Below are 16,818 nucleotides of genomic sequence, written 5' to 3' on the forward strand. Positions count from 1 at the left end.
TATCGAATGAAGATTTCAGGGGTATTGGTTTTATTCGTCGGCCTTGCCGCGCGCAGCACGTTCGCGCAAGAAAACCCAATCCAACACGATGCCGAATTCTATATCTTGCAAGCACAGCGCGCAGAGCAATGGGCCCAGGATGATATGGCTGTGGATGAAGCCCTGGCTGCATTTCGCGAAGGCAACAACGGCAAGCCACCGAACATCATCAGCGTTCTGATCGATGATCTGGGATTCGGCGACATGGGGATACCCGAGTTGAACGCCGTTCGGGGTTATTCGACGCCGAATATCAACGATTTCTCCGACGACGCAATGCGCATGGTTCGGATGTATACCGAACCCTCTTGCACCCCTACTCGCGTCGCCCAAATGACAGGGCGGCTGCCTGTACGCATGGGAATGGGTGATACCACCGTTGATATTGCCGGCTTTGGCCTGCCGGGGGCAGAAGTGACATTGGCCGAAGTGCTGAAACAGGTTGGTTACGCAACCAGCCATGTTGGCAAGTGGCACATGGGGGATATCGCGGAAAGTTGGGCGATGAACCAAGGCTTTGACTATGCACAGCACGCCATTCACCAGCAGGGTCAGCTGACGATCTTTAATGATGATGCAATCAAAGAGCAGGTCTCGGTCGCGATCAGAGATTATGATGACAAATACACGCTGGACGGTTGGTTCAGGCCGGACGCCTCAGCGATGATGACCGTCATCGAAGGCGAAACAGGCGGTCCTATTCGCGAAATTCGGATGGAGTCAGGTGAGCGCTGGAATGCGGCCAAATACGATGAGATGAACCAGGCCTTTCAGGACAAAACCTTGTCAGAGCTTGAACGTCTTGCCAGCGACGATACCCCCTTTTTCCTGCAATATTGGCCGATGATCCCTCTGGATAATACCCGCGCCGGACGCTCTGGTCCCGAAAGCGCGAATGGCGGTCTCTATGTCGACAAGATGCAACTTTTGGATCAATGGCTGGGTGATTTGTTCGCCAGCATGGCAGAGTTGGGGGTCAGCGAGAATACCATCGTCATCGTTATGGGGGACAACGGCCACTTTACCAAATACGCCCCGCAATCTGGCTATACTCCGATGATATATGCTGGTGGCAAAGGGGATACGACTGAGGGCGGCGTTCGGGTCGATGCCTTTATTCGCTGGCCGGGGATGATACAGGCAGATGGTTTGCTGAACAGTATCATTCACGTGTCGGACCTTTATACAACGCTTTCACGTTTTGCGGGGGCCGAGCAATACATCCCGCGGGATCGTCTGGTGGATGGCGTCGATCAATCCGCAGCGCTATTGTTTGCGGACGAAGCCAAAGCGCGCAGAGATCACGTGATCATCTATTCGGTGAACAAACCCGAGGCGATCGTGAAGGACCAGCTTAAGCTGAAGCTGCCGGGAGCCGGGGAAAGCGCCATTCTGGCAAAGTTCTTTGATCTCTACCGGGACACGCGCGAGGAATATTCAGTCTCGACCGAGGTTGGCGCCTGGGGCGGGCAGGAATTCGCACGCATCCTTGGCCGACACATGGCCCGCAAAGAGAAATTCCCCGACACGCCACCCGCGTATGGCGTGCCCTATGAAGGGATCGAGAACCTGCGCCCCGAAACCCAACAAGCGGTCGAGGCTTTCCTGATCAAAAGCCAATCCCCGCAGCAATAGCACGGTGTCGCCGTCGTCATTCACTCAAGTTTCTAGGATCATCACATGCTTGGATTACTCCTATTCGCACTGGGTTTAATCGGATCACTTGGGATCGGGTTCGTCTACTTCCGTGATTTGGGCGACGTGTCCCAGATGCTGTTGAAGGTAAAGCGCGAGAATATGGTGCGTTTCATCCGCAATGAATACCGCTTGATTGCCATCGGGTTGGGCGCATTTGCTCTCGCAACGCTCGCGCATTTCGCCCTGGGAGCCGGTCCGTTCTGGCTTTGGCTCATTGCCGCTTTACTTGTTCTACTTCTCTATGGCTTTCCCTATGTCTGGGTTCATCTAGGTCTGAGAAATCAGCTAAATGAAGCGCAGTATTTTCCCATCGACGAGGCCCGCAAATATGTCGGGCCGACTGCCCCCGTGATGGTGATTGAAAATGAAGGCCATGCCCGCGCCCATCCTGATGCACAAATCATGCGCCCACATTTGGCGGGCGATGAAAAGGGGCTGGGCGGAGAAGACGTCGTGATGACCTATTGCGCCATGGCCAATCTCGGTCAGGGCTATGCGCCAAGCATCGAAGGCAAACGGCTAAACCTTGAGGTTCTCGCCCAGCACGGCAACAACCTGATCTTGCGTGATAATGAAACCGGTGAGCCCATCCAGCACATATACGGCTTTCGCGAAGCGGATCGTGACACAAATGCAAACGGCCTCGCGTGCCCTTTGCGGCCCGAAGCGCAGATGACACCCTGGCCAACCTATCGGATGACTTTCCGTGGATTTCAAAAGGCTTTCCCGGAAGGCGAGGTGTTTTTGAACAAACCCTCCCCAAACCCCTTGCTGCGGCTGCTGGACATGATGACCGAGATCACGTTCGGCTGGGGCATTGGCCGCCAGCATCAGGAAGAGGCTCCGGTGATGGACAACATGGACCGTTCGGACAATCGGCTGCCGAATAAAACCTATGTCTGGGGGATCACAATCGGACAGGATGCCACCTGCTGGACCGACGATTTCGTTGTCGACAACGATTGGATCGTCAACGCGCGTGTCGGCGGGCGGGATATCGTCGTCAGCCTCGATCCAAAATTTGAAAGCTTGGGCGTTTGGTACAATGACAGCGGTCAGCCAGTGACCCAATGTGACTTTTGGGGAATGTCTGATCAGGGCCAACTGCAACGGGTCGAAACCCTGCGCGCAGGCGTGTTCTGGCATGTCTGGTCCGAGTTTTTTCCCAGCACCGATATCAATCGTGTCGGTGACGGCGCAGGCAAATCCGAAGACGTGGCAGCATGAAAGAACGAACAATGCGCCTGGCTAGGTTGGCATGAGGCGACAATAGAAATCAATTCAAAGTTCTTGGCGGGAGACGGAAAATGGATGTGACAGTAAAGTGGACAGGATTGGCGCTTGGCCTCGCAATGGCAGGTTCGATGGCACCAATGGCCTTGGCCCAACAGTCGGACTGGTCATATGAGGCCTCAATCTATCTTTTCATGCCGGAAACTGAGACCTCACTCAGCACACCGATGGGTACACTGGATGGCACCCTGAGTTTTTCCGATGCGTTGGACAATCTCGATTTTGCCTTCATGGCCGCGTTTGCCGCCACAAATGGCCGGTGGTCCCTGTTGGCCGACTATAACTATACCAATCTGTCTTTCAGCAGCGACACTCCCGGCCCTGCCAGCTCAGGCTTGGACACATCCTTTACCACGCAATTTCTCAGCGGCTATGTCGGCTATAGGGTCTACGAGGATCAAACCGCGAATGTGGATATTGTCGGTGGATTCAGGTGGTTCAGCACGGAAACCGACTTTGAATTGCAACCGGGCGCGGCCCCCGGCCGTCGAACAACGGTTGATTCAAGCTGGACCGACCCCGTGATCGGGGCCCGCGCACGCGTCAAGTTCTCGGACAAATGGTCAGGAACTGGGTTTGTAGACTATGGCGGCTTCCGCAGTGGCAGCGAGACATGGCAGGTTCTGCTGACAGCCGACTATGCGATTAATGATCGTTGGCTGATCCGCGGTGGATACCGCTATATCTCATTCGACCACGACATCGACGGAAACGATTTCAAGTTCGACCAATCCGGTCCACTGATTGGCGCGACCTACCGCTTTTGAGCGGCTTTTAGTGACCGCCAAAGTAAGCCTCGAGCAATCGCTTATCATTCCGCAACTCGTCTGCGGTGCCTGATGTCTGCATGCGTCCTGACTCGAGCACGTAAATCCGGCTCGCCAGCGAAAGCGCGAAGTTGGCGTTTTGCTCGGTGATCACAACCGTCAGCCCGTATTCCTTGTTGAGCTTGCGCACCACCTCGGCGATTTCGTGACAGATTTTTGGGGCCAGACCAATCGTCGGTTCGTCGACGAGCAACAGCTCGGGGCTGGTCATCAACGCGCGTCCGAACGAGACCATCTGACGTTCCCCGCCCGACTGGGTCGAGGTCTCCTGCCCTTCCCTCTCTTCGAGACGCGGGAACAGGCTGTGTACCATTGCCAGATTGCTCTGGATGTCTTCGCGGGCCGTGAAGGCACCGACCATTAGGTTGTCACGCACCGACATATAGGGAAACAGGTTGAAGCGTTCGGGCGCATAACCCACGCCATGTCGTACAATTTCGGAAGGCGTCCGACCGGCAAGGCTGTGCCCCCTGAGCCGGATATCGCCCTCGATTTTGACTAGCCCCATGATGCTGTCCAGCAAGGTCGATTTTCCAGCCCCATTTGGACCCACCACAGCGACAATCTCACCGGGTTGGACGGTGATCGAGATGTCGGTCAGCGCTTGCGCCTTGCCATAGAATGCCGACAGGTTTTCGATTTCCAGATACGACATTACGCGCCCCCCAGATACGAGGCCTGAACAGCCTTGTCGTTCATGACTTCGCTGAACGAGCCCTCGGCAATCATGGTGCCCCGTTCAATGGCGATCGCACGGTCGACCAATGGCTCAAGCGCAGGCAAATCATGGCTGACGATCAGAAAAGTCATCCCATCTTTGCGCATCGACTGAATGAGATCAGAGATTTGGGCGATCTCTCCTGTGGTGAGACCCGCAAACACTTCATCCAGCAGCATCACCTTGGGCGCGGTTGCCATTGTGCGCGCCATCTCAAGTTTACGCAGATCACCCATGGCCAGTTCTGTTGGCGCGCGTTTCAAATCCGCTTCTGTAAACCCGACGCTGAGCGCAAGCTCTCGCTCACGTTCTTTATCTGGGGGTGAGACGATCATCTGCCAGATATTGTCGGGCATTAGGCCAACCCGGATATTTTCGGCAACGCTCATATCACCAAACGGGCGTGGGATCTGATAGGTTCGGCTGACCCCGGCCCGAATGCGTTGTGGCGTCGACAGTGTCGAAATCTCCTGCCCGAACAGTTCGATCGTTCCGCCGTTTTGCCGCAACTCACCCATGATCTGGCTGAACACGGTCGTCTTGCCTGCCCCGTTGGGACCGATCAAGCCAAGCGACTCGCCCTCTTTGAGAGAGAACGAAAGATCATTCGTCGCGACTAATCCGCCGAAACGTTTTACCAGACCTGATACCTGTAACGCCACGCTCATGTCGTCCGCCCCTTGCCCAGGCCTTTGAAACCACGCCGAACCAGCTCAACAATGCCTTTCGGCTGATACATATAGAGGAGCAGCGCTATGGCTCCGTAGACGAAATACCGTTCGGCGCCAGGAAGGACCGGTCGCAGATACTCCAACAGGAATGTCATGAAGAACGCGCCGATCATGGGGCCAATGATGGTCGAGGTTCCCCCCAGAAGTGCCGCAACGATGATTGTGAACAGGAAGTTAATATCAAACAACGCACGCGGCGCGAGCGATCCCAGATAGTGAACGTAGAAGGCACCACCCAAGCCCGCGATCATCGCACTTGTCAGAAAGGCAAAAGCTTTGAGGCGCGTGGTGCTGAGGCCCGAACCGCGCACACTTTCCTCGTTCATTCCGATGGCAGACAAGGCCGTACCTAGTCGCGTCTTCATCAAAAGCCACATGCTAACGGCGATCGCCAACATCAGCGTCGTGGACAGATAATACCCGTTCGCCGCGCCGCGCGTCAGAGTTTGAATACCCGACATGCCGCGTGTTCCGCCGGTCAGATCCGGGCGAATGACCTGAACCAGTTGGTAGAGCAACTCCATGAACGCCAGCGTGACGAGCGCAAAATAACTTCCACGGATACGCAGCGCTGGTAGCAGCACCAATAGGCCCGCGATCATGGTAACAAGTACGGCGATCGGGATCGAGATTTCGACAGCGACGTCAAAGCGCTTGGTCAGGATTGCCGTGGTGTAGGCCCCGATACCGATCAGGAATGGATGACCAAAGCTCACATAGCCTGTTCGGCCAGACAACACGTCCCAGCTGATAGCGAAGATCGCCAGGTAGTTGGCAAAGATCATCGTGCGCATCGTCCCGTTCGAGACGAATTGCGGAAGCAGGAACATTCCGACGATCAAGCCACCCCAGAGTGCAAAGTGAAACCAGCGTAGCCCCATCGTCACAGCTCCTCTCGGCCGAACAGGCCCTGCGGTCGCGTGACCAGCACCCCGATGATCAACAGCATCGTGAAAACACCGCGCAACTCAGGTGCAAGCGTCGCCACAACGATGACTTCGAGGAAGCCCACAATATGCGCCACCACCAAAGTGCCCAGGATCGATCCGATCCCGCCAACGATAACCACAGCCACCGAAATGATTAGCGGAGCCACCCACATGGATGGCGATAGCTGAGTGTAGCTGGCAAAGAAGACGCCTCCGATTGCGCCCAATGCGCCAGAGATACCCCAGGTGATCAGATTGATGCGATCCGGATCGATCCCGGAAATTGCAGCGCCTTTAGCATCCATCGACACCGCCTGCATCGCCCGTCCGGTATGTGTGAGCCGCACAAAGGCATAGAGCCCTAGCAGAATTGCCCAGCTAATAAGGGTTGCAATCAGGATGTTATACGTGACCGAGGCCCCGGCCACATTGATCACACCGGGGACAATCGGCAAAAGGATTTTGCTGCTGTCGCCAAAGACCAAAACGATCCCGGCCTGAATGACGACAGCAAGGATCAACGTCGAAATCTCGACAGCCACGTGATCCCCTTTGAGCGTTTTGACGATCAGGCGGTACTTCAGAACTCCCATCAAAACACCCAGCACAGCGGCAACGGCAACGCCCATGAGTTTTGGCATACCAAGTGACTGCGATATCCAGAAGTAAATGTAGCCGCCGACCATCAGATAGGCGCCATAGGCGAGATTCAGAACGCGGCCTATGCTGAAGATCAGCGTAAACCCCATTGCTATAAGCGCGTAGAGACCGCTGAGCAAAAGCCCCTGAATCAGTATCTGCAACATAAATGGATCCTTGGCTGCGGGTGCGCGCTGCCGCGCACCCGTTTCAAGCTAACGACGCGACCGGGTTACGGCTTGACCCAGCTGGGAAGCGTGAATTCGCCCGTCGCGTATTTCTCGGGGTACACAACTGCGGCAGTGCCGTCTTCATACCACTGAACAACGACCATTGACGGGGCCGCATCATCAAACGGCTCGGACAGATCAAAGCGAATGTTGTGAGGATAGGTGCGGCCTGTCACAGGCTCGACCTCATCATCGCCCCAGAAGGCGTAGCGCAGCCAAAGCTGACCATCCATCTCAAGAACCAGATCCTGCTTCTTCATTGCGTCGGCCCAGCCTTCGACATTGTCGAAGCCACCCGCCTCTTCCGCGGCAGCCATAGCCTGTTTCAGACCGTGGTAGGCGTTGAAACCATTGAAATGCGGCAGCAGTGGGCGGCTGTCATACTTGGCCTGATAGGTGTCGACAAAGGTCTGGCTTGCCGGGTCAAGTTTGAACCCTACAGACGGGATCGGTGACAGGGTCGAGATGCCGCCCCCGGCTCCGCCAGTGTCTTCCCAATATTCCATACCCAGTGCAGCTACGTTCACGCCTGTCATCGCCATGGGCACCTGCAGTTTCACATATTGCGACGAGACCACCTGAGAATTCACGGATGAGACCTGATAGATGAAATCCGCCCCAGTGTCCTGCGCACGGCTGAAGATCGGCGCGAAATCAACGGTGGCAACATCATAGGTGATGATGTCCTTGACCTCGATCCCCGCAACCGGCGCAAGCGCCTCGGTCACCAATCCGGTGATTGCCTCGCCAAACGCCGTATCCTCAGCCAGAATGACAACGGAATCCCAACCCATCTTTTCCTTCAGGACGTCGGCACCAAAATTGATATAGAGCGTGGCAAGCGCCTCGTCTGAGGCGATGTTCATGAAATATGGTGCCATGCTTTCGGGATCTTCGACCACCATGTCGATGATGCCGATATATGACGTCCACGTGTCCAGCGTCGGAATCCGGTATTCCTGCATTCGCGGCAGCCAGCCCAACGAAACATCATCGATAGAGCCTGAGATGATGAAATCCACTTCCTCGGTTTCCGCCAGATATTCATAGGCCCGCACACCTTCAGTCGGGTCCTGACCGGTATCGGCAGACACCAGCGTGATCTGTTCCCCCATAACGCCGCCATTCGCATTAAGCTCTTCAATCGCGATCTCTGCACCACGCAGCGTCGACAGACCGGTGTCTGAGGAAAGAGATCCAATAAAGCCCACCTTGATTTCAGCTGCGGCCGCCGAGGCCACAAGCGCGATACATGTTCCGCTGAGTAGCGCTGTCTTGATCATCACATTAGCTCCCTGTGTCTTATTGTGCCCTTCTTGTATTCTGTATACAGTACACAAGACGATAGTTCGATCAAATCCTTTCTTGGTGACTCATGTTCAGATTCCGCTGATTTCGCCGTTTTCGTCGTGAATTACCGCATCCACATCGATTTCCACCGTCAAACCGGGTTGCGTCAGCCCGGCTTGAACGGCTGTCAGAACAGGATCAATATCCTTGAATACCTCTCCGTGAACGCTCGCGAATTCACCCGCGCACGACAGATCGGTCAGATATGCGCGGACCCGGCCAACATGGCGCATCTCGGCACCGACGGCCTTAAGCGCCTCTTCTATACGGGACAGAATGTATTTTGTCTGGGCGCCCACATCTCCTGGCGCATGAATACGCCCGCTGGGTTCGATCGCTGTGGTCCCTGCGACCCAAACGAAGGGACCGATGCGCTTTGCGCGGGAATAAGACGCAACTTCTTCGAACCGCCCGCCTGACTTCCAGATGCGGAGGGTCACAGGCCTAACCTCGATCGGATGGCATCCGCCGCTTTCTGCAAGGCTGCTTGTTCTTGATCGGTCAGCCGCAACTCCTCGACTTCGACCAACCCGGAAGACCCCAGATGGGCAGGAACACCAAGCACAACCCCATCGATGCCATATTCCCCCTGCAACATGACCGAGACCGGAACCGGGCCGGTGCGTACGCCCCGGATATGGTCGATCAACTCGATCGACGCGTGCGCCGGTGCTATGGTTGCGGAACCGGATTTCTTCAGGGCAACTACCTGCCCACCGCCGGTCACGGCGTCCTGAACGCAAGCCTCAATCTGATCAGGCGATAAAAACACCTCCAATGCCCTGCCCTTAATTTTGGCCCGGCTTGGGATTGGCGCCATCTCGTCCCCGTGGCTTCCGAGCGTGAAGGCTTCGACATCAGCGGGCGCTACTCCCGCAGCCATAGCAAGGGCGTTGCGAAACCGGCTGCTGTCCAGAGTACCGGCCATGCCCAGCACTCTTTCACGAGGGAACCCGGTTGCACACAGCATTTCTACGGTCATTTCGTCAAGCGGATTGGTCACCACGATGACGATGGCATCAGGCGCAGCGGAGCGTATGGCCTCAGCGGCCTGGCGGATCACGCGCGCATTCACATCGATCAGATCCGCGCGGCTCATACCCGGTCGCCGGGCACGGCCTGCTGTCACCACGACCACCTCAGCACCTGCCACAAGGTCCAGCGACTCGCCGCCAACACATCGTGCCCGTGCGCCGGTAATGCCTGACGTGTGGTTCAGATCCAACGCCGTAGCAGCGGCCATTCCGGGCGCAATATCGATCAGCGCGATCTCATCCGCGATATCCTGCATCGCCGCCAGATGCGCCACATTGCCCCCGACGCCCCCTGCCCCGATCATGGCAAGTTTGCCAAGCCTTCGGGCGTTGTGTTTCGCACGCACCGGAGCAACCCATTTTGGCGAGCGGCGATACAACACCCGCTGCATTGAAATAGCAGCGTCTGTACGCGTTGGTTGTGGCTTTTCCAGCGGTCCGTCGACAAGCTTTATGCCAACACGCTCGGCAGTTTCGCGTGCCAAGGCCGTCACGATATCGTCGGGCAGGACTTCAAACACGATCCGACCGCGACGGCGGGCATCTTCGACCGCCTCTGAACCTATGACGCGCGGCGCTGCCATCAGTTGGCTTGCCCGTCCACCGCCTCGATGGCGCGGGTCGCAGCCTCGACGGCGGTTTTGACCGAATTTTCCGACCCGGAAATGAACAACCGCCCAAAACGCCCCACGGCGCGCACTTCGACAATATCGATCTCTGCCGCCTTCTCCGCTTCATTCGCGGCAATCGAGATATAGGCTGCCGGGGCACATTCGACGATGCCCAGCGTCTGCCCTGGAACGATCAGAGCCCCTTTGCGCCATTTGTTCAGCAGTTGCGCCTGATAGGGTTCGACGCTGGTGATAATCTGCGTGGAACTGATCGCCGGTTTCAACCGGTCAGACATTGTTGCGCCGAGCTCTGCCAGCATCGCATCGCGCGCAGCGGACACCTCCGCATTCGACGGAGACCGCAGGATAAAGAACCCGAACTCGCGCTCGACCATTTGTGTTGTCGCCTCAACCGAAGATGCCTTGAGCGCCCGGTCGATCAGCGAGAATACTCCGTTACCCGGCGCAAACTCTCCGATCAAAACCGTATCCCCGGACAAGGGCACCGACCCTTGCACCGTCGCACCGTTATAGGCGGCGAATTTTGGTTGCAGGTTGTCGATCTGCATCAGCGCCCGGATGGTAATCTCGCTCATGCGCCATACTCCTCGTAAATGTCGCGCCAGGGCCTGCTTTCATAGGCTACCCGTTTGATGTTGATGAGATGCAGGGCTGTCACATTGTCCGAAGTGATCGAACCTGACCACGTGCCGGTGCCCAACATGAAGGATGGTTCCAGATCAGTCGAATATCCCATGCCGCCCATGATGCCCGGTGTATTCACCAGTACCCGACCCGTCGGCACGGTGGCAAAACGGGCCACGATCTCAGGGTCGTCCGAATGGATGACCGAGGAATGACCCCAGCCTTCGAACTTGGCGATGGATTGCGCCAGCTCGATCCCATGGTCTGTGGATTTCGCCGCGTAGAACGCCAGAACGGGGTTCAGCTTTTCTGCAGACAGCGGGCGCTGCCAACCTACTTCAGTTTCTTCCGAGACAAGGCACCGGGTGCGTGGTGGGATGGAAAAACCGGCAGCATCCGCCAGCGCCTGCGGGCTTTGCCCCACCTTCTCAGGGTCCATGGCCTGTACGCCTTTGAAGATCACCCCGGCAAGTCGATCCGTTTCAGCCGGAGTGCAGAAATAGGCACCTTTCAACTTAAGCTCGTGGCGCAAATCACGTGCGATTTCTGGGTCGGCAACGACGGCCTGCTCACTGACGCAGGCGGTCCCGTAGTCAAAGCTCTTCGACGTCACGATCATCTCGGCGACTTCCGCCAGATCGCGTGCTTTCGACTTGTGTACGTAACACGGCACGTTGCCCGCACCGACCGCGAGCGTGGGTTTGCCGCTGGAATACGCCGCTTTGACCATGGCCGGACCACCGGTTGCCATCACAACCGAGGTACGGCGGTGTTTCATCAACTCGGCTGTGCCCTGAATTGTCACGGAATCCAGACATTGGATTAGACCCTTGGGCGCACCCATTTGTTCAGCCACGCGCGCCATAATTCGCACCGTTTCGATGCCACAACTCACACCACGCGGATGCGGCGCACACACGATCGCATTGCCTGCCTTCACCGCAGAAAGCACTTTGTAGATGATCGTTGAAGTGGGGTTCGTCACCGGGATCAGAGCTGCCACAACGCCCATCGGTTCACCGAAGGCTGCGATCTTTGTCGCATCATCGCGCCAAAGCAATCCCAGCGTTGTCACATCTCTTAGATAATCCGCGACTGAAAGCGCGTTGAACAGGTTCTTGACGCGCTTGTCCGGCACATTCCCATATCCGGTTTCCTCGACGGCCATTTGCCCCAGCCGTTCGGCCTCGGGCTCGATGGCGCGCGCCATGGCGTCGACTATTGCGTCTACCTGCGCCGGGTCGGTGCCCAAAAAGGCGCGATAAGCCTCGAAAGCGCTATCTGCGGCACGCCGTGCGGCGGCGATTGATTTCAGATCTGCATCCATCAAGAAGCTCCGGTGACGATGGTGTCAAAGATACGGCGCGCTTGAACAACGTCGCCCGCTGAAACCCCTATGGCTTCGAGGCGCCGTCCGGCGGCAGCCACATCCGCCCCCAAAATTCGATCGGACATCGCGATCAGGCTGTTCGTCAACGGGCTCGGGATACCCGCAAGCTCACCCGCTGAGACCAAAGGTACAAGCGAGCCCAACACGCCATCCCGCATCATACCGCGCGACGTTTGCTGATCCGGGATCGGACGCGCGCCCGAGCCACGTTCGGCGCCGGCAAAGGTGGCTATCCACTGCCCTGTCTCCGGCAGGTTGCGAACTCCAAACGCAGCAGCAATGCGTCGCCGTTCGTCTGCAAGACCCTGAATGACCTCTGCCTGGTCTGGACCAATCAGAGACACAAAGGTCTGGTTATCCTCAAGCGGAACACCACCCATTGGAATGTCAGGACCACCTGTCCCCATTGCGGCACCGCCGAGGATCAGCGCAGGTATCTCGACTGCGGCCGACAGATCGTTGAAGCCGCACGACAAAACCGAGTCGACCGCCTGAACGTTGGACAAATAGGCGGACACGGCGTCCAGAACTTCTTCCCGACCGCGCGGCAAGGTTGCCGCAGCCATCGGTGCCGCCTGCGAAAGCGTCAAAGCTGCGCCCTCGGAACGGAACCAGTATGGCAGACCCTGAACCTCGACCAGCGTGACGTCCGCCGCGCAGCCTCCGATCCGCAATAGCCACGCTGTTTCCACAGCCCCCAGGGATCGTCCTGGCGCAAGGACCAAGATTTGCCCGTCGTTGAGGTGATCGGCCAGCACCATCGCATACGTGCGCTGTTTGTGAAGCGGTCCGGTCAGGAATATCACCTGTGCATCGCGCACCGCTGCATCCAGCTCAGCGGTTGTGCGCACCGACGGCCCATCCCGATCGACTTGATAGGTCCCGACCGGACCTTCACCGCGAAGCGAGATGCCCGAGGACTGGGCCAACAGCGACAGTTCGGCCCCATAGGCCGAAAACAAGGTGACTTCAGCCCCTTCGGCAAGACAAAGAGCGGCCAACAGGCGCGCATCAGCCCCGCCGCCCAACACCGATATTCGGTCGAGCTTGGGATGTTCAGGTGCACCCCGGGTTGAGCCACGTGTCGCTGCACGTGTGAATTCCTCGAAACCGGCTGACATAGCGTCTCCTCAAGACAGACGGATTAAGCCGCAGAGCCAGCACCAAGGCTGTCGATTATGGCCTCAAGTTCATCATGTGGGCGCGCGATCACGTGGACGGATACGACTTCACCAACTTTATTTGCCGCTGTCGCACCTGCATCCGCGGCGGCTTTGACTGCGCCGACTTCACCACGCACAAGGGTGGTGACTAGGCCTCCGCCAGCCTTGGTTTGGCCGACAATCGAAACGCTGGCCGCCTTGACCATCGCATCTGCCGCTTCGATCGCGCCGACCAGTCCGCGCGTTTCGATCATGCCCAGGGCCATTTGCCCCGCCACTGGTTTCGCCATTTTTAGTTCCTCCAAAGAAATTTAGATGTTTGGTGTTCTTGGTTCAGGTCGTGGACACGCGATCCACAATCGCGATGATCGCCAGATCGACGGGCGCGGTGGACAGACCGGCGGCCATACGCGCCGCCGAGCCGTTGACCAGCAGAACCGTATCCCCCACCCCGGCACCGCAGGTGTCGACGGCGACCCGCGCCGGTTCGATCACCTTGCCTTTGCTATCGACCAAATCCGTCACCAGCAGTTTCGTACCGACCAGTTTTGCGTCTTTGGCCGTGGCTGTGACGGTCCCGGCGACCTTGCCCAAATGCATCAGAAGGTCCTCAGGTAACGGTCCAACTCAACCGGAGTGACCTGTTGATTGAAGAATTCAAGCTCGCGCTCAGCCTGCTGCAGAACCAGCTCCCACAGCATTTCGCCCATGAGATCGCGAAGCCATTCGGATCCTCGCGCCAGTTCGATCGCCGTTGGCAAGTCGGTCGGGATCGGATCGCCGATCCCTTCTTCGTAACCGTTGCCGGTTGTCGGCTCTGACGGAGCCAGGCCCTGCTCGATCCCGTCCAGCCCCGCTGCAATCTCGGCCGCCAGCAGAAGGTAGGGATTGGCATCTGCACCAGCATCGCGTTTTTCCACGCGCACCGCGCTGTCGGATCCTTCAATGACCCGAATACCAACGGTCCGGTTGTCATAACCCCAGCTCGTGTTGATCGGGCAGAAAGTATAAGGCTGACGGCGTCGATAACCATTGACGGTGCCACTGCCACAGATTGCCGTTTCGCACATGCGTTGTTGCAGCCCGGCGATGAAGGATTTGCCGGCATCGTTTATCTTGCCGTTATCGGCAAAGACATTCTTGCCGTCTTTCCAAAGCGAGTAGTGTGTGTGGAAGCCGTTGCCGGACTGATCGTAGAACGGTTTTGGCATGAAGGTTGCCAGATAGCCGTGGGCGATGCCCAGCTGGCGGATCAGCGACTTGAACAAGACGACACGATCTGCCGCTGCGAGCGCTTCGCCGTAACGGATATTCACCTCAATCTGACCCGCAGCATATTCCGGGTTCGATTGCTCGATGGGGATACCGCACTCGTTGATCTGCTGGCGGATCGGTCCAACGATGTGCTCCATCCGCGCAGCACGGCCCAGACCGTAGACCTGAATCCCGCTATCGCGCGGCTGTCCGGTCTCCGGATCCAGTAGATAGAATTCAAGTTCAGTACCGACATTGACCTCGAACCCCATTTCGCGGGCCCGTTCAACCTGACGCACCAGCGCCTGTCGAGGGTCGATCGGAACCGGCTTGTGATCCATACCTTCCGCCCGACCAAAGCAAACAGCGACGCCTGGCTCCCACGGCACAGCGACGGGCTGGGTCATTGGGAAGACGTGCATATCTGGGTAGCCGTTGTCGAAATTGACATAAGGCGTATCCCAGACGTCGCACGTCATATCGATCGCCATCAATGCAATCGACAGCGCATTGCCGCTTTTGCAGACGTGGTCCCAGTGGCTGGCCGGAATGCGCTTGCCGCGCATGATGCCGTTGAGGTCACCCACACCGAGTATGACGGTGTGCGTACCTTCGGGCAGATCAAATCCCGAACTCATTGATGCGCTCTCCCTGTTTTTTGGCTTTATAATTGTTGTATTCTGTATACAGTATTCACAAAGACAATCGATAAACAAGGAAAATCTGCATCATGTCCAAGAACTCGGTCATCGTTGTCGGAGGCGGCATCGTCGGCGTCATGACGGCGCTTACACTGCAACGACGTGGTGAGGCAGTGACTTTGATAGATCGCTGGGAACCGGGACATTCCCGTGCATCTTCAACGGATTACAACCGTGTCATCCGTGCGATTTCCGGGCGGGATGAGTTCTATACACGTTGGGCCCGCGAAAGCCGCCTGCGCTGGCTGGAACTGCAAGCCGAGAGCGGCCAGAACCTGATGTATGAATGCGGTGCGCTGATTCTTGCAACAGGCGGTCATTGCGACTGGGAGAACGCCACAGCCGAAACCTTCGACCGCGTTGGTGTGCCCTACTACAAGTTCGGGCGGCAGGACATCGAATCGCGATTTCCGCAGTTTCGCGTTCCTGACATCGAATACGCCCTGTTCGAACCCGAAGCCGGAATGCTGATGGCGCATCGCTGCGTCCTGACCGGGCTTGAACTGTTTCGTCGAGCGGGCGGGATCGTACAGCGCGGTCGCGTGACCACCGATGGATCAGAGCGCCCAATGCTGAATGGAAAGCCGCTTGAGGCCGATCTTATCATTGTCTCGACCGGCCCCTGGATGGCGGATATGTTCCCCAGGACGATCAAGCCGATATCGACGGTGGTTGGTGTGAATGTCCTCTATACCTCAACGCCAGATGGGTCCGAGGAGTTCGATATGAGCCGGATGCCCTGCTGGATCGATCATGGTCAGGGCTCATTCGGGCTACCCTCATCCGAAGGTTCAGGCGTGAAAGCCGCGGTCGTCATCCCGGACAAGATCGATCTGGACAATGACGAAAGGCTAATCCGACAGGAAACGCTAGGACGCACTCGCAGCTACATCCGTCATCGTCTTCCGGGCCTTGAAGGTGAGCGGGTGGTGGATTCCAAATTCAACCAGATCATCCTGACACCTGACACGCACTTTATTGTCGACTGGCACCCCGAGCATGAAAACGTGCTGTTCGCCGGAGGCTGCTCGGGACATCTGTTCAAACACGCGCCGGTTTTTGCAGAGTTTGCGGCCGGTGTTGGAATGAAGGATTTCGGAACGGCTGATCGTTTCAAGATCACTGGTCGAAGAAAGCTGAGCCCAAAAGAAAGTCCAAGCGGGCGTTAACCTTCTGAAAGCGCCGCATAGAGCCCTGAATTCGGGCACTTTTCCTGCGGCAAGCGATTACCTGATCGAATTGCATCGCGGCAGGTTTTCGCCTGACGGCAATGCCCACATTTTTCTGCAAGCTCAAGGCTAAGCTCAGGATGTGCATTGAGATCATCTTCGCTAAGACCAAACTGACTTGCCATAGAAAGGATACGCTCTCGCGCATTGGGCGCGCCAGAGCGCAACATGGCCAAATCAGCGCGGGACAGGCCGAGATCCGATAGCTCCAGATCGCTGATACTTCCCTCGCGTGGAGCATTCACAATCCGCGCAATCCTCTCAAAGAAATCCTTGTATCCCGTCATTGCCAAATCTCCCAACCGGTTGCGTATACAGTATACAAAATGCGGCTTGG

Annotated in this window: 18 protein-coding genes; 4 read left to right on the top strand and 14 right to left on the bottom strand. The window is 57.1% G+C overall.

Annotated elements, in window-relative coordinates:
* Positions 1 to 6: 6 nt before the first annotated feature.
* The 3 genes from ACR0DE_RS12345 to ACR0DE_RS12355 all read left to right on the top strand — a co-directional run bounded on the left by ACR0DE_RS12345 (position 7) and on the right by ACR0DE_RS12355 (position 3,797).
* Positions 7 to 1,674, top strand: a complete 1,668-nt coding sequence (locus tag ACR0DE_RS12345) for a sulfatase-like hydrolase/transferase (protein WP_170421294.1) — start codon at positions 7 to 9, stop codon at positions 1,672 to 1,674.
* A 45-nt stretch (positions 1,675 to 1,719) separates the two neighbouring features.
* Positions 1,720 to 2,964: a DUF3179 domain-containing (seleno)protein gene (locus ACR0DE_RS12350; RefSeq protein WP_480753425.1), complete on the top strand. Its 1,245-nt coding sequence runs from the start codon at positions 1,720 to 1,722 to the stop codon at positions 2,962 to 2,964.
* 80 nt (positions 2,965 to 3,044) lie between these two features.
* Positions 3,045 to 3,797, top strand: a complete 753-nt coding sequence (locus ACR0DE_RS12355; RefSeq protein ID WP_255612112.1) for an outer membrane protein — start codon at positions 3,045 to 3,047, stop codon at positions 3,795 to 3,797.
* A gap of 7 nt (positions 3,798 to 3,804) precedes the next feature.
* On the opposite strand, the gene ACR0DE_RS12360 is transcribed toward ACR0DE_RS12355, so the two are convergent.
* The 13 genes from ACR0DE_RS12360 to ACR0DE_RS12420 form a co-directional block, all read right to left on the bottom strand.
* Entirely contained in the window at positions 3,805 to 4,512 is a 708-nt protein-coding gene (locus tag ACR0DE_RS12360; protein WP_170393266.1) for an ABC transporter ATP-binding protein, read from the bottom strand.
* Positions 4,512 to 5,243 carry an ABC transporter ATP-binding protein gene (locus tag ACR0DE_RS12365; protein ID WP_170393267.1) on the bottom strand — a complete coding sequence of 244 codons (732 nt, stop codon included), beginning with the start codon at positions 5,241 to 5,243 and terminating at the stop codon, positions 4,512 to 4,514. The genes ACR0DE_RS12360 and ACR0DE_RS12365 overlap by 1 nt, the downstream gene beginning before the upstream one ends.
* Positions 5,240 to 6,187 (bottom strand): branched-chain amino acid ABC transporter permease, encoded by a 948-nt coding sequence (locus ACR0DE_RS12370; protein ID WP_170393268.1) that lies wholly within the window; start codon positions 6,185 to 6,187, stop codon positions 5,240 to 5,242. Before ACR0DE_RS12370 ends, ACR0DE_RS12365 begins: the two co-directional genes overlap by 4 nt.
* A 2-nt stretch (positions 6,188 to 6,189) precedes the next feature.
* Entirely contained in the window at positions 6,190 to 7,041 is an 852-nt protein-coding gene (locus tag ACR0DE_RS12375; RefSeq protein ID WP_170393269.1) for a branched-chain amino acid ABC transporter permease, read from the bottom strand.
* Positions 7,042 to 7,106: 65 nt separating this feature from the next.
* Positions 7,107 to 8,387: an ABC transporter substrate-binding protein gene (locus ACR0DE_RS12380; protein ID WP_170393270.1), complete on the bottom strand. Its 1,281-nt coding sequence runs from the start codon at positions 8,385 to 8,387 to the stop codon at positions 7,107 to 7,109.
* A gap of 96 nt (positions 8,388 to 8,483) precedes the next feature.
* Positions 8,484 to 8,894, bottom strand: coding sequence for a Rid family hydrolase (locus tag ACR0DE_RS12385; protein WP_170510692.1), 411 nt, complete (start codon positions 8,892 to 8,894; stop codon positions 8,484 to 8,486).
* Positions 8,891 to 10,072, bottom strand: a complete 1,182-nt coding sequence (locus tag ACR0DE_RS12390) for a malate dehydrogenase (protein WP_480753427.1) — start codon at positions 10,070 to 10,072, stop codon at positions 8,891 to 8,893. Before ACR0DE_RS12390 ends, ACR0DE_RS12385 begins: the two co-directional genes overlap by 4 nt.
* Positions 10,072 to 10,695, bottom strand: a complete 624-nt coding sequence (locus ACR0DE_RS12395; protein WP_170393272.1) for a BMC domain-containing protein — start codon at positions 10,693 to 10,695, stop codon at positions 10,072 to 10,074. Before ACR0DE_RS12395 ends, ACR0DE_RS12390 begins: the two co-directional genes overlap by 1 nt.
* On the bottom strand, positions 10,692 to 12,071 hold the full coding sequence (locus ACR0DE_RS12400) for an aldehyde dehydrogenase family protein (RefSeq protein ID WP_480753429.1): 1,380 nt from the start codon (positions 12,069 to 12,071) through the stop codon (positions 10,692 to 10,694). The genes ACR0DE_RS12395 and ACR0DE_RS12400 overlap by 4 nt, the downstream gene beginning before the upstream one ends.
* A complete protein-coding gene (locus tag ACR0DE_RS12405) occupies positions 12,071 to 13,255 on the bottom strand; it encodes a hypothetical protein (protein ID WP_480736393.1) in 1,185 nt (394 codons plus the stop codon). The genes ACR0DE_RS12400 and ACR0DE_RS12405 overlap by 1 nt, the downstream gene beginning before the upstream one ends.
* Before the next feature lie 23 nt (positions 13,256 to 13,278).
* On the bottom strand, positions 13,279 to 13,587 hold the full coding sequence (locus ACR0DE_RS12410; RefSeq protein WP_170393275.1) for a BMC domain-containing protein: 309 nt from the start codon (positions 13,585 to 13,587) through the stop codon (positions 13,279 to 13,281).
* A gap of 43 nt (positions 13,588 to 13,630) precedes the next feature.
* Complete coding sequence (locus ACR0DE_RS12415) at positions 13,631 to 13,897, bottom strand: EutN/CcmL family microcompartment protein (protein ID WP_170393276.1); 267 nt, start codon at positions 13,895 to 13,897, stop codon at positions 13,631 to 13,633.
* Positions 13,897 to 15,189: a glutamine synthetase family protein gene (locus ACR0DE_RS12420; RefSeq protein WP_480753432.1), complete on the bottom strand. Its 1,293-nt coding sequence runs from the start codon at positions 15,187 to 15,189 to the stop codon at positions 13,897 to 13,899. Before ACR0DE_RS12420 ends, ACR0DE_RS12415 begins: the two co-directional genes overlap by 1 nt.
* A gap of 92 nt (positions 15,190 to 15,281) precedes the next feature.
* On the opposite strand from ACR0DE_RS12420, the gene ACR0DE_RS12425 reads away from it, so the two are divergent.
* Positions 15,282 to 16,421, top strand: coding sequence for an FAD-dependent oxidoreductase (locus ACR0DE_RS12425; protein ID WP_480569433.1), 1,140 nt, complete (start codon positions 15,282 to 15,284; stop codon positions 16,419 to 16,421).
* Here ACR0DE_RS12425 and ACR0DE_RS12430 read toward each other — a convergent pair.
* A complete protein-coding gene (locus tag ACR0DE_RS12430; RefSeq protein ID WP_480753436.1) occupies positions 16,418 to 16,768 on the bottom strand; it encodes a hypothetical protein in 351 nt (116 codons plus the stop codon). The two genes, ACR0DE_RS12425 and ACR0DE_RS12430, sit on opposite strands and share 4 nt — an antisense overlap.
* Positions 16,769 to 16,818 lie beyond the last annotated feature (50 nt).

Source organism: Ruegeria sp. C10 (assembly GCF_056537805.1).